This is a genomic window from Desulfobotulus mexicanus (genome assembly GCF_006175995.1).
GTDB lineage: Bacteria > Desulfobacterota > Desulfobacteria > Desulfobacterales > ASO4-4 > Desulfobotulus > Desulfobotulus mexicanus.
Genome location: NZ_VDMB01000028.1, coordinates 22,171 through 35,703 on the forward strand (window position 1 = coordinate 22,171; position 13,533 = coordinate 35,703).

Consider the following 13,533-nt stretch of genomic DNA (forward strand, 5'->3'; position numbering starts at 1 on the left):
ATTAGTCATTACTAGGTTTTATGTATTATCTTATTACTACCACTAACCGTACTACTTACTACCACTAACCTTACTACCACTAACCGTACTACCAGCAACAGCATTACCACTAACCGTACTACCAGCAATAGCAAGAACTCTATCAGTACTACCAGCAATAACAAGACATCTAACAGTACTACTTACTACCACCAACAGCAATACCACTAACCGTATTCTCAGTGTATTTAATACATTACTACCAACAGCACTACTACTAACTGCATTAACTGTATTTACTGCATTAACCACATTAACAGCATTGGCATTACCACACAGCCACCTCTTATACCATTGTTATCAACTACTTACTCCACTGCCATTCGCAGCATCAGCAAACGACACAAGACCTGCGCACAGCGTAAGCGCAGGTCATCTACAGTACAGACACCATTACACCTCTCATCACACGCCTACTACTGACTCCTTTACGATTGTACAGYTATGGGTCTGCGCTTACGCTGTGCGCAGCCCTGACTGWCTGGCTGACTGACTGACTCCTCTCCGTAGCCCAATCACTGACCTCTTTTAACAACTGCTACCTCCTGACCTGCATGTACATCCACGGGTCTGCGCTTACGCTGTGCGCAGCCCTGACTGACTGGCTCCTCTACCACTACCCCCTGATTCAGACTCAGACTGTTTAGAGTACCCACGACCACCCATTTTTTTTTACAGAGAGTGTCCATACTCATAGGCAGACACCCACACCACTTTCATTCAACGGAGGACATCATGGCTTATCTCACACACAGCACGACCGCAGGCACCTATCAGGACTATCCCATCAACAACGGCAGGCACGGCACCCTGGCTACCTAYCCCGACCTGCTGRAAAAGATCCTCGGAGTCATGACCCACATGACGACCAGCCACAACAARGTACTCTTCGTTCGGATGGACCTGCACTACCCCCACAGCAYAGAGGCACAGCAGGGCACCATCGGCAATGAAGCACTGTCTAAGTTTTTGAAGCTCTTTAAAGAACACTACACCTACAACAAGATCGAGATGCACTACATCTGGGTACGGGAACAGTCTCCCTACTCCCTTCCTCATTACCACTGCGTCTTTCTCCTCAACGGCAACAARATCCAAAACACATACGGTCTGATGGARCGAGCGAACCTCCTCTGGCACAAAATAGTCGGAGGGARCGGAGGACTGGTGCATTACTGCCATAGCCACACGCCAAACGGYATCATGATCCGCAGRCCTTCATCCACAGCTACGGGAGACACGCTGGCCGGACAGCAGGTACGATATCAGGAGACATTCAGCCGCTGCTTTGAGTGGGCTTCCTACCTGGCCAAAGCCAACCAAAAACAACATACGCCCAGCGGAGTGAGGAGGTTCGGAGTATCCATGTTTTGACGAGTACCTGTCTTTGACATCAGGCAGACTCCCGTGACTCTGGCTTGCTTTGTGACGGACTGCTTGCTTGCTACCATGGATTGGCTTGTTTTTGAGTTTGGTCTTTTTACCTCTACCTCCCTCTTTCAGCCAGGTTTTGTGGTTTTGCCTGATCCGGTTCTTGACTTTCCGTCACGGGTTTCCGTACTGGCTTTGGTTTTGTGGTTTTGCCAGATCCGGTTCTTGACTTTCCATCACGGGTTTCCGTACTGGCTTTGGTTTTGTGGTTTTGCCAGATCCGGTTCCTGATTGCCGACCACAGCCGGAGTTTGTGTTCCATATTTCAGACTAAAACTGTCCATCAGTATCCCAGCACCTGTTGCTCTTTTTCCTCCAGCAGACCGCAGTTTATGGTACGAGAGTGGGACTTCACCGGCATTTTCATTTTGTCACTTTGCAGGGGGGGGCGGTTCTGTTTGGCCGTCCATTCCCCATCCACCCCGATGATCTTTCTCCTGCTTATGACTGGACTGCGGTTCGGACTATTGCAATTTACATTCCACATTCTATACAGATCGAAGCTTCGACCTCCGCCAAACGCCCTTGCAATCCATATGCCACCGCACCACTACCTGACCATGGAGACAGCAGGTTTATGACCAGAGAACCTCAATGCACACCTCTACCCAGGAGCAAGACTGACTGCCGGTGAGCTAATCCACCAAGACTACCTGAGACACTTTTTCCAGCCCAGGCACCCATGCGCCAGAGCCAGCCATTCCCTACACGAAGCGCACCCTAGCACATTACATGTCAAGCACGACCAGGCAAAGCACAAAGGCAATCAGATCCTACCGCCAAAGAAATCCAACTTCCCATCCACAGGGCAAGGACACCATTATGAAGCCATTTTTACCGCCCATTCTGTTCCATACGGATTCCAACCACTAACAGCCCACTCTATTCAAGCAGAATACTGATATTACTAGCCATGCAGGAACAACTCCAAGATTCCAAGGATTCCAGCCACCCCCCTAAAAACGCCCTTTTTCAGGGTTTACCAGCCAGAACTGCACTGCTCTACAGGCATTCCTAACAAAGCAGCATCCGTCCAGATTGTTTTTTCACAGCAGGTCACTTTTTTTTAAAAGAGTACAGCTTTCTCCCGGCACAGCCCGTCTAAAAGATCCGTATTTCTCCCAAAAATCGACCAGCAGTATCCCTACCCTGAAGGCCTTTTTTTCTCGATCCAACTCCCTCTGATCAAGACAATATGAGACACTTGCACTATTGGCACAGGCTACAGATGTACACCTTAATTTTTCGAGCATAAAAAAACACCCCAGAGCCATACGCTGGCCCCAGGGTGCTTGTTTCATATCAGCCATTGTGCATAAATACACACAGCCTAAACACTAAAAAATATTTTTCAGTGGTTACTTTTCCGTTGGTTTGGCATCATTTTCTACAGCTTTTTGTTCATTCTGGTATTTTGCATAAAGACCCTTGGCTTCTTTTTCCAGCTCCTCACGCTGCTCCTCTGTCATTTCGGGCATGGCCTTTTTCTTATAGTTACTGACGCTAGAATCACTTACACCAACAAGCCCTGCAGCCTCCAAACCGGTCAAATCTTTTTCAAGCAACATCTTAACAAGAACAACCTTCCTATCTGTTTCAGACAGCGGCCGAGATTCTTGTTTTACCACCTCCATCCCGAAAGCATCCTCTGTAAAAATCATGTCGAGATCGAAGGGCACAGAATCTTCAGGACTTAAGCTCCTAGCATGGGGCAAAGAGACCTTTAAGCGAGAACTCCTTTCTGGACTAACGGCAACATTCATTACAAGGTTTGCAGCCCGACCCTTAACCTTTCCTCCCTGTACTTCCCCTTCACTGTTGGAATGATCCAGAACGATTACCGTCTTTCCAGCCATACCTAACTTCCTGAACCATTTAAATGCAAGTCCCGCTGAATATGCATCATTTTTTATCAATGAATACAGGCTGTCAAAAAAGAAAACATCATAGTTATCTAAAACACCTTCTATTCTGTTCTGCCATTCTTCGGTTTCAAGACTGATGCCAAAATCTTCATCTGCTGCTTCCATTCTTAGAAAAGTTTCAAAAGGATAATCTTCACTGGTATTTCCAGCAGCCTTCATAAGCTTTTCGATTCTTTCTTTGCATTCGTCCTCGTAAGATTCCCCGTCAACATAAAGTACCCTAGCAGGATCTCCTGAATTCCATCTGGCTATGGACTGATTCCCTGAGCCCAATGCATATGCCATACTGTAGCCAAGCCATGATTTACCAATCTTGGCCTCTCCATAGATTACAACCAGATCGCCTTCTTTGATAATAGGATCAAGCAGCATTTTCCTTTTAATCTTTGTTCCAGACCTTCTATTATTTATGGTTTTCAAACCCTTTGTGACTGGAGCCTCACCAATTAAACCCTGTGCTTTCCCGCCATGCCCTTTGCTTCTGAGATACTCATCTGCTTGGACAAGCTCACGGCCATAAAATTCTACCCAGACTTCGGCGCATCTTGCCTTCTTCAAGTTTGTTATGGCTTCTGGCAAATACTGAACATCCAGGCTATTTTCTGAAAGAAACAAACAAACATCCATGCCCTCCAGAGGACTCAGATCCGCATTCTTGATACCTGCAAAACCCATAAAACAGGTTGTAAAAATCACAGTAGGATCTCTATTCTCTGAAGAGGTTAATGGATTACCACTAGAATATCCAAAAGCCAATTCTTCATCTTTTACAAAAAAGATTAAAGCTTCAGGATACCCAGATATAGAGTTCAAATTAAGCAGGCGGTACGGTTTTTTGGGTGGGATTGGTACGAACCGACAATCTTCACCATCTGATTTACGCCACAATGTATAATAAAGCCTATACTGTTCACCAGAGGGCAAAATCCAATAATCAACATACTGAAATAAAACATCATAACTCGTTAAGTATTCAAATGACCCTTTTAAATTGCCACCTTTAAAATAATATCCATTGGTTTGATCACATGAATCAAATGGAACTACATCCTGACTATACGCAGAAGCACTTACCTTTTTACTATTTCGTATATACTCTTCGAGCATATTTGCCACATTCTGCGTACTCTTTTTCAAAATAGCAGAACAAAAACTAAACAAATCAAAACCTTTATTTCTGTTTTTTTGAAACCATGCAAACAAAGGCTTAGATCTCAATCCGAATTCAGTATTTAGATCACTTGAATAAATGGAAATTATCATATTATTAAACCCAAACTCTTCAAATTTAAATTTATAGTTTTTCTTATTAAGATCAAGCCATGCATCCTTATACGGTATTTGAAAAAGAGTAAAAATAATACCAAAATGACTAACATAACAATACTTATCCATCCACTGCCTTTGAGGGTATTTGTCCCCATGAATCTTTTCCAGAAAATGATATAATCCATTTGTATTATGAAAGAAAAACTCATAAACCAACACCCATTGATCAAAAACAATCTTATTTTATGGCACATCTACAGGCCAAACACAGCGGCTCTGATTTTGTGTTTTTTTTTCTTCAAACAAACCCACACCTCATCCCCTCATGCTATCCCCGTATTTCCCTAAAGAAGAACCCGCATGGGACTTTTCATCCCACACAGGCCCTGCACCCACCATCACTCTGTAAATTCTACCCTGCAACGATGGCATCTGTAAACGCCAATCACAACCCTATCCACATGCTCACCGACAGCATGACCGGCAGAAGATCCAGCCATGAACCCTGCCAATGCTCCGGCAAGACCACCAAGCACAGCACCGACAGCCGTTCCCACAACAGGAACCACAGAGCCAACAGCACCGCCAATACTGGCTCCAGTGCCTGTTCCTGCATATCCGCCGACACCTCCAGCTACGCCCCCCATACCTGCTGCAACCCTTGAAGCCCTCTTCACCAGCACCACATGATTACTGTTTCCGCATTCAGGGCATATGATATTTTCTGTCATGTTATCCTCCGTTTCTAATTTGCCTGCTTAAAGGTACGGCCCAGCATGGTAAACACAGCCTGAGCCAGTTCGTCTAAATTGCTGATATTCACACTGCTGCCAGGAAGAAGACTGTGAACCACGGGAGAGTCTATGCCGATGCCGTAGAACTCCACGCCCATGCCAACCCCAGCATCTATGGCCCTTACCGCCATATTCATGCAGTCCGGCATTCCGTCCGTAATGACAAACACCATCTTCCTTGGTTCTTTCAGATGGATCATTTCCTGCAACACCCACCAGATGGCTTCCCCCATGGGAGTGCTGCCCTTCACATCGAGATAAAACCTGTTATGGATGGCCTCCCCGTGCCTGACCATGGGAGTCACAGTCACACCGTTAGGATTTTCAAGGTTTCTTTTACCGGGGAAAGCGGTCACGCCTGTATTGATGCCCACCAGCTCCAGAGTCTGGGCCACTGCATGACAAACCTGGGATGCCAGACTGATCCTTTTTCTCATGGAACTGGAAACATCCAGCAGGATATGCACTGCCGTATTGATGCCCTGCCTGGAACCATGACGCAGAAACAGCTTCTGATTACCCTGCACCATACTGTAAAGGTTTTTGGTATTGATTTTCCCTGTTCTGGAAGGAGTGCTGCGAACATCCTTCATAGACTGGAACAAAGCATGGAACCGGTTACGCATACCTGAAGTAGCGGCCCTGATCTGCCTTATTTCTTCAAGCCCTATCTCCATAAGCTCCTTGGGACTCACGGAAGCCACTTCAACTCTGTTACTGGAGCCTGCTGCTTTGGACTCAATAGTTTTGGCTATACTGCTGCCCAGATCTTCGGGCAGTTCTGATTCAGAGGCAGTAAGAAGCCAACCGATCTTTTCAGGAGACAGGTCAGCTTCATATATGGGGATAAGATCCATACCCAGACCATCATCAAATCCCTCATCCTGAGAGCCAGAACCACCAGAATACGGGGAGTTTGAAGAGCTATTTGTACCTTTTTCATCCAGACAGCTTCCATGGGAACTATCCATGCTGCTATCCAGACTTTCAGAACCAAGGGTACCATCCTGACCGGCAGGGGAGCTGCCATCCAGACCTTCAGAATCAGAACCACCCTGACCAGTGGAAGAAGTGTCATCCTGATTTTCAAAACCAGCAGAATCACCACCTCCTTCCTGGCCTTGATCCTGGGTATCCGATCCAGAGCTACAATGTTCCCCTCCTTCGTTCTTTTGAGCTTCAGTCTCTGAGCCAGCGGACAGATTTTCATCCTGTGTTATGGAACCAGAATCCTCCCCTCCTTCATTTCCTTGTTCCTGACCAGCACCCTGCTCTGTCCCACCCTCTTCCAGTTTTTCCTGAGCCGCTTCCCTCTCAGCCCATATATTGAGAATGTCCATAATATCGTTGGCATACCGCAGACAGGCAAAGGAGTCCGGGCAATACCTTCTAACCTGTTCCAGCACCTCTTCCACCTCAGACTTAAGACCGGGCCAGCGTGTATCCAGTATCCGGGCCAGATGATCCCGTTCAATTCCAATCTCTGCCACATCCCAGGAGCGAACCGTCAGAAGAAGCCAGTTCAGGATCACCACCGAAGAATCCGCATGGGCATGACCACCATCTCCCTCCCCTGCAAAGAGACGACGGATCAGCCAGTTGAAGTTCTGCCTGCAACCGGGGAACACAGCAGCAAGCTTTCCCTCCACACGCCAGTCTTCAAGGATGTTCCAGATGTTCTTTTCTATGGGGATCATGTTTTCAAGGATGGAGAAATCCGTCTCCCGGATATGGGCAGATTCATGGTCTATGTATCCACGAACCAGCCCCATAAAATCAGGATCGGATTGTTCCGGAAGTTGGGGCAGGAAGATCACGGAGCCATTGGTATAAGCCTGGCTCCCACCAATTTCCACACGGATTCCATAGGACTTGCCCAGCACCCCAGCGAGAAGGGGAAGGGACTTTAGGATTGCAATTTTACCTGTGTTGCCTGTCATGTTGACCTCCTTTACCAAAGTCCAAAACTGTTCAGTACGGGTTCGGGTTGACGATCTGGTACCTGTACTGCCGATTCATACTCTTCAATATCAATGGGTTCTGCGGACTCCACATCTTCCATGAAATCATTTGGAACAGATGGACAAAATATCCCTGACGGAGCCTTCAGAAGACCGTCCAGTATGGTATCCGGAGTTCTGCCATCGAGTATTTTCTGACCGTGATCCACCAGCGTATCCGGGTTACGCAGAATACAGAGAAGCCCCTGCAACATCAGCAGGTCTGCCCCGTCTATGCTCCCTGTACCGGGTATTTTGGATAAAGCCGTATCCACCAGACTCAGCACCGGCGTTACCCTTGGCTCCACAAAACTAAGGCCTGAGAGTTTCTTATGGATGTACCTCAAAGGAGACAGGGCTTTTTGCGACACCTCAGACTTACCGGCATAGCTTCTCTCCCACAAGGTGTCGGCTATCCTTGCAATATCACCGAACAACCTCGAACCAAGGGTTTCCAGCTCTTCATCAAGGCCCGCATCAACACCACCTGCAAGGACATCACTTTGGGGAGCCACCACCCGGAACATCTGCCAGCTAAAACCAAGGCGGCTTCTTGCATAATCCGCATCCACAACAGAACCTGCGATGATGGACTCCCAGCCGGGATTGTCTTTGATCCATGCCTGTACGGATTCATCGTAACTTCCCAGAAAGTCTTCCCTGGCCTGCATGAAGTCATCCCTCAGATCCATAAGACTCCTTTGCATCTCAGCCACCAGATGCTCAGGGATGGCCCAACCACCAAGGAAGCGGACACCAACGCTATCAAGGAGAGCAACAGCCCTGCCCTTCAAGGTTGAAAATATCCTCAGCTCAGCAGGGTCACAGATCCGCTTGCTGCCAAGGGATGCGATTTTCTCAGGGGGAAGATCGACAGCTTTAAAATCAGATGGGGTCAGTTTTCTTCTGGCAGTCCAGATATTCACATCCAGCCGTACCGCCACAATCTCATTGAGAATCTGCATATCTGTATGAATAGTCATGGTAATTTCCTTTCGTTTCCGATCTTTTAAATACAAAAGGGGGAACCTCCTTAAAGGCTCCCCCCTCATCTGTCATTAGTCAGCTCAGCTTTTACCTTCAGTCTCCATCCCCCGGTTCTGCCATGGTATGGGGGAACATCCTCTGCACCAGCTCATGGAGCATAGCCCTCGTTTCATAACCAGCTCTGAATCCCAAGGCCCTGTCCAAGGCATAGGCCACAGGCTGTATGCCCTGATAGGCAAGGGGTTGGAACCGTACCGTCAAATCAGCCCAGCGCAGAAGCGTCCTTGTGGAAAATGTGACCTCTATGCCCTTGCCGAACTGATTGCCATCGGTGAACATACGCCGTACTTCCCCTGCAAAGTCCACCATGCTGTTGCGGATGGATTCAGGGAGATTACCTGCTGCCCGTGCCAGCAGTCCCTTTTCTGCATTTTTATCAGGGTACCCGATTTCACACAGCCAGAACCTGTCCATGAAGGCAAGGTTTTGTCTCACAGTTCCCTGATAAAGCCCTGACTCATCGGATGCTCCATTGGTATTGGCTGTAGCTGCAAGCCTGAACATGGGATGGGGTTCTATAATCTCTCCACCATTTTCAGGAATACACAAAGGCGCACCGTCCAGTATCCCATTCAACCCGGACAGAGTTGCAGGATCAAGCAGGTCTATTTCATTCAGCAGGAACAAACCGCCATAGCGCATGGCAAGGCTCAAAGGCCCGTACTGATAAACCATCATACCGTCCTGCAAGCTCAAGTGACCCACCAGATCATTGAACTCCAGGCGACCATGGCCAGTTACATCAAAGACAGGATAATTGAGCCTCGCTGCCGTCTGCCGGATCAGGCTTGTCTTGCCGCTACCGCATGGCCCGAACACATAMAGGGCATCAGACGGCTCCATRAACCAGACCACCACTTCCCGCATGGTATCGTGGAACATATAGTCAGGATTTATTTCCGGAGTATTTCTGCATGGGAACTCAAATCCCTTGATCTTCCTGCCGGATGCTCTGCCGCTAAAAACCAGTCCTGCATCCATATCTATGACATTGAGTGTAGAAAGTTCTGTATTCATGCGGCTTTCTCCTTCTTATTACGGTTGATGYAAAGTCTCTCGTGGGGATCGGATGTTTTGCTTGCCCTCTGCAACAGCTCACGGGCTTCACCTTCGGACATGATGGCTGTCAGYTCTGCTTCCAGTGCCGATTTATCCAGASWGCTTCTGCCGTTSACTATGGCCACCCTGAACCTGAAATCTCCGGTATCCAGCCARYTGCCSTCCGGGTTCATCAAGTAATACTGTCTGCGGATACGATTCTCCTGATCACGGATCTCCTTATCCAGGGCTGTTTTCTTGTTTTTGAGATCTTCCAGCAGGGTAAACTGCTCGTTGCAGGCGGGATCATGGACRGRCTGCATGACAAACTTAGGGCATCCCACAGCATGGTTGCACCAGTCACACARGGGATGAAAACCCTTACAATGMTCCACATCGTTAAGACGGATCAGRCCACTTTGATATGTATGCATCCTCTCCCAGATACGRCGGGCTACCTTTTCACATATCCCCCACAGCAGATAATCCGGRCGGTAGGGGCCAAAGGGTTTTACGCCACTCATATTCARACAGAGAACCCAGCCCTGTATATCCACGCTATCGGAAGTATCGGGCATTCTCACCCCCAGCTCCTTCAGGACTATCTCAGGGAAGGTCAGGTTCTTATGGTTTTTGGTACTGAAGCAGGGTTGATCCCAATATGCGGATACAATGCCAAGCTGACCGTAGAGCTGGGTTTCATGGGAAGCGTACAGGCTGGCGGGTATATGCTCCGTGCTTTTCACCTCAAGGATTCTTACCGCTGGTTTCTCACCTCCCCAGGCAAGGGTAAAATCCAGATGGGCTTTCACCGGCATACCGTCATTGATGATAGCCACCTCCAGTTGATGGATGGGATTTGAACCGTTGGACTGCAGAACTTCTCCCATGCCGGATTCAAACCAGTGACCCCGCTGAAACACCAGCTCCCTTTGCAGGGTTGCAAGTATCCTCTCCGTATCTTCCTCGGCATACCACCGGGCGACTTCTTCAGGACGGGATGCTTTTTGAAACTTATCCGCCACAGCAGCACGAAGACACTCCATGCCCCTGCCAATATCCGACATACCGATATAAGAAGACCTGTCTCCAAGATCTTTTTTCATGTTCTGACTCCGGGCAAGAAGACCCTTGGTAATCTGAGCCAAAAGACCCATGGACTCTTTTGTGTGATGGATGGTCATGACTGTACCTCCTTTAAACGCAACAAGGCCCACCGGCTAATACCGGCAGGCCCTGTGTTTGGTGATGATTGGTGATCAGACGGGATGGGATGTTCAGGCTGCGGATTGCTGGCTGTGCTTCCACCAGAATTTACGTTCTGCATTCCAGCGGAACCCTGCTTCTTTGAGTATTTCCTTTTTGGGCATAGTGTCTCCCGTGGCGGTGATGTAGGCTCTTCCATCCTCGGCATGAACCGTGTTGTAGAAGATGCCATCAAGCTTAGGCAGGGTATCCATACTGGAGGGCTGATTTTRGGGATTCTGAGGRGTAGAAGGTGCCTGATTTRCCGGGGGAAATGGATCGTTTTGAGGCTTTGGTGACTGTGGGAAGTTATTTTGTTTTTGTGGATTTTTGTTGTTTCTGATGCAGGCCCCTTCAGCATCATCATCGTTTTCTGTAATAATMCCAACCATGGAAGAYAAGGCATAGCGTCTGGCATAGGTGATGGCGGAACCGTATCCTTGGGGATCGTTTTTAGACAAAGGCATCATGAGCAGGGAAGACTGCCACTGGCCTGATTCTGCGTGCATAAGCTTGGTAACAAGACCCAGATGCCCGGTTTCTACAGGAACAGGATACTGCGTCACCCAGACTCCGTTCTTAATTAAAATACTGCTGCAAGCCTCCATGACAGAGCTTAGGGTGGCGTACATACTGTTGGTATAGGTGTTTTTCCTGTCCTTTTGAACCGGTCTCAATTCCTGCTGCACCCGGAGCATGGCCTTGGCAAGCTCCTTCACATCCGCTGAGCTGTACTGTTCGATAACCATAATGACCTCCTTTAAATTAAAGACCCCCGCTGCCCGTAAAAAGGCAGAAGGGGTCTGGTTTTGGATAGATAACAGGTGAATAATGTTTCAATTCATAGTTGTAATATATACCTGAAATCCACTGATTACCACTTTGGGAGGGTCAATATGGGTGCTGAGGGCTTAAAATGGGCATCTGTGCGGGGAAATTACGAGGGTGTCCGCAGATCTCAAACAGAGCAAAAGACTCCCCAACCCTGCCATGGCTGCCTATACAGCAACCACAGCAGAGGGAGCCGCTAATGTTTGGTGGCATCCTTGCCTATGAGCAGATCCAGCCCTTTGTCACCGGCAGCAAGAACTTCCTTGACCTTTTCGGGGGTAAGCCTGGTAGCCTTGGCAATATCCTCCGGTTTCATATTGAACTCACGGAGGCTCATGATCGTCTGGTACTTCTCACTATAGACACCTTCACTCATCAATCTTTCCGCTGTAGTCATGGCAAGCTCCTTTCCTTTCAGGCTTACACTACCTATCGTCTCAGCCACATATTCAGGCTGAAGATCTGTGGATTTAAAAATGTACTCTATGGCATTTTTGATGATCTTCAGGCCATCTTCATCTTCAAACAAWGAGGATGCCAGCTCAAAATATTCCTTTATGTTGTCTCTCAGCTTCTCTGGGTCAAAAATGTTCTTAAAAATGAGCATACAGAACTTCATGGAAACCATTACAAAGAGCTTATCTTTGATATCCTCATCTTGCCAGCTTGAAAGATCCACAAAAACATACTCTGAATCCGGGATGAAGGGCTTGATCATGGGGGGCAGGTCTTTAAAATAGTCACTGAGAAGACCGGGCTGCCATTTTCTTTCCCCATGATAGATCACTATGGGAATAATGGGGGTTTTTTCTATCTCCTGCTTGCGGCAGCGTTCCCACTGACTTGCCATATACAGAAGGATTTTAAAGAGCATATCATGATCCACATAGCTTTTATGCTCAAAAAGCAGGGCTATACGGATCTCCGAACCTTTAAACTGGCAGGTGTAAAGCAGATCAGAAAAATACTCTGACAACTCTTCCCCCAAAAAGGAACCCTTTTCCTCCTCCAGGGTACTCAGATCCAGCCCCTCAAGTATGGCAGGCGGCAGGGATGAGCGTACCAGCTCCTCTGCATGGCCCTCTACATCTAAAATCTTCTTGAAAAAAATATCATGGTTGCCCACTGGCTTCCTCTCATTTCTATTACTCTATTTTTACTGTAAAAACTCCTGCATGGCTACAGACTTGCAGCAACCATGGGCCGATATCCTTTATTATCAGAATTATAATCCCCTGAATCAGAAAGCGCAAGAAACAGCCACCAAAAGATCCCTCCGCTCGATACCACCCGGAAGACCAGATTTACACCTTATATATAGGGGGCCACAGGAACAGCCCCCTATATATAAGGTGTAAATCTGGTCTGCGGTGCAGGGTGTCGGGGTCTGGATGCTTTTGTATCGACACAGGGCAGTATCTGTTCCATAGTTCAAAATACAGACAGCAGATGCAGGGCAGGCAGTCCGCAGGGTGGAGTCTTTCTTTCCTGCATATTTTGATTATATTAACAAAAAGGAGGATGGGATGGCAGAGAGAGTGTCCCACGATCAGAACTTTAAAAATCTGGCACGGGACTTTACCAGGGAGATAGCAGAGTTCTTATCCCCGGAGATCCTTGAAGGTATGGGCAAGCTTATAGATTGTAAGCTTGTCAATCAGGAGACCCAAAAAGAAAAGCTGAAAGACCGGCATTTTGTGCTGGACATACCCATACTGTTTGTCTTTGAGAATGGGACTCTGATCCTGTGGCTGCTGGAGTTTCAGGAGGATAAGTACAAGTTTTCCATCTACAAAGTGGCCCACTATGGCATAGACTACATGAAAGCCCATCCCGGTGCCATTGTCATCCCTACGGTGCTGTTCACAGACCGCAGGAAATGGCGTAAGGATGTGGACAGGGTTCTGGACAGCA

Annotated in this window: 9 protein-coding genes and 1 pseudogene; 2 read left to right on the top strand and 8 right to left on the bottom strand. The window is 47.7% G+C overall.

Annotated features, from left to right (window positions below; all coding sequences use genetic code 11):
• Window positions 1–774: 774 nt before the first annotated feature.
• Complete coding sequence (locus FIM25_RS14900) at window positions 775–1,413, top strand: YagK/YfjJ domain-containing protein (protein WP_139450654.1); 639 nt, start codon at window positions 775–777, stop codon at window positions 1,411–1,413.
• A 1,415-nt stretch (window positions 1,414–2,828) separates the two neighbouring features.
• Here the strand turns inward: FIM25_RS14900 and FIM25_RS14905 are convergent.
• From FIM25_RS14905 to FIM25_RS14940, 8 genes are all read right to left on the bottom strand, one after another.
• A complete protein-coding gene (locus tag FIM25_RS14905; protein WP_179953425.1) occupies window positions 2,829–4,790 on the bottom strand; it encodes an AAA family ATPase in 1,962 nt (653 codons plus the stop codon).
• Window positions 4,791–5,062: 272 nt separating this feature from the next.
• A complete protein-coding gene (locus FIM25_RS14910; protein ID WP_139450656.1) occupies window positions 5,063–5,395 on the bottom strand; it encodes a hypothetical protein in 333 nt (110 codons plus the stop codon).
• Window positions 5,396–5,409: 14 nt separating this feature from the next.
• A complete protein-coding gene (locus tag FIM25_RS14915; RefSeq protein ID WP_139450657.1) occupies window positions 5,410–7,398 on the bottom strand; it encodes a hypothetical protein in 1,989 nt (662 codons plus the stop codon).
• 11 nt (window positions 7,399–7,409) lie between these two features.
• Window positions 7,410–8,441: a DUF3150 domain-containing protein gene (locus FIM25_RS14920; RefSeq protein ID WP_139450658.1), complete on the bottom strand. Its 1,032-nt coding sequence runs from the start codon at window positions 8,439–8,441 to the stop codon at window positions 7,410–7,412.
• Window positions 8,442–8,538: 97 nt separating this feature from the next.
• A complete protein-coding gene (locus FIM25_RS14925; RefSeq protein ID WP_139450659.1) occupies window positions 8,539–9,522 on the bottom strand; it encodes an AAA family ATPase in 984 nt (327 codons plus the stop codon).
• A complete protein-coding gene (locus FIM25_RS14930; protein ID WP_139450660.1) occupies window positions 9,519–10,727 on the bottom strand; it encodes a hypothetical protein in 1,209 nt (402 codons plus the stop codon). Before FIM25_RS14930 ends, FIM25_RS14925 begins: the two co-directional genes overlap by 4 nt.
• A 93-nt stretch (window positions 10,728–10,820) precedes the next feature.
• Window positions 10,821–11,537, bottom strand: a complete 717-nt coding sequence (locus tag FIM25_RS14935) for an ERF family protein (RefSeq protein ID WP_139450661.1) — start codon at window positions 11,535–11,537, stop codon at window positions 10,821–10,823.
• A 278-nt stretch (window positions 11,538–11,815) separates the two neighbouring features.
• Complete coding sequence (locus tag FIM25_RS14940) at window positions 11,816–12,745, bottom strand: Rpn family recombination-promoting nuclease/putative transposase (protein ID WP_139450662.1); 930 nt, start codon at window positions 12,743–12,745, stop codon at window positions 11,816–11,818.
• A 400-nt stretch (window positions 12,746–13,145) separates the two neighbouring features.
• On the opposite strand from FIM25_RS14940, the pseudogene FIM25_RS14945 reads away from it, so the two are divergent.
• Window positions 13,146–13,533, top strand: a pseudogene (locus FIM25_RS14945) (hypothetical protein); the annotation flags it as partial.

Coding starts and splice junctions, on each gene's coding strand:
- FIM25_RS14905 (WP_179953425.1), bottom strand. CDS start 4,790: ATGGATAAGTATTGTTATGTTAGTCATTTTGGTATTATTTTTACTCTT.
- FIM25_RS14920 (WP_139450658.1), bottom strand. CDS start 8,441: ATGACTATTCATACAGATATGCAGATTCTCAATGAGATTGTGGCGGTA.
- FIM25_RS14910 (WP_139450656.1), bottom strand. CDS start 5,395: ATGACAGAAAATATCATATGCCCTGAATGCGGAAACAGTAATCATGTG.
- FIM25_RS14915 (WP_139450657.1), bottom strand. CDS start 7,398: ATGACAGGCAACACAGGTAAAATTGCAATCCTAAAGTCCCTTCCCCTT.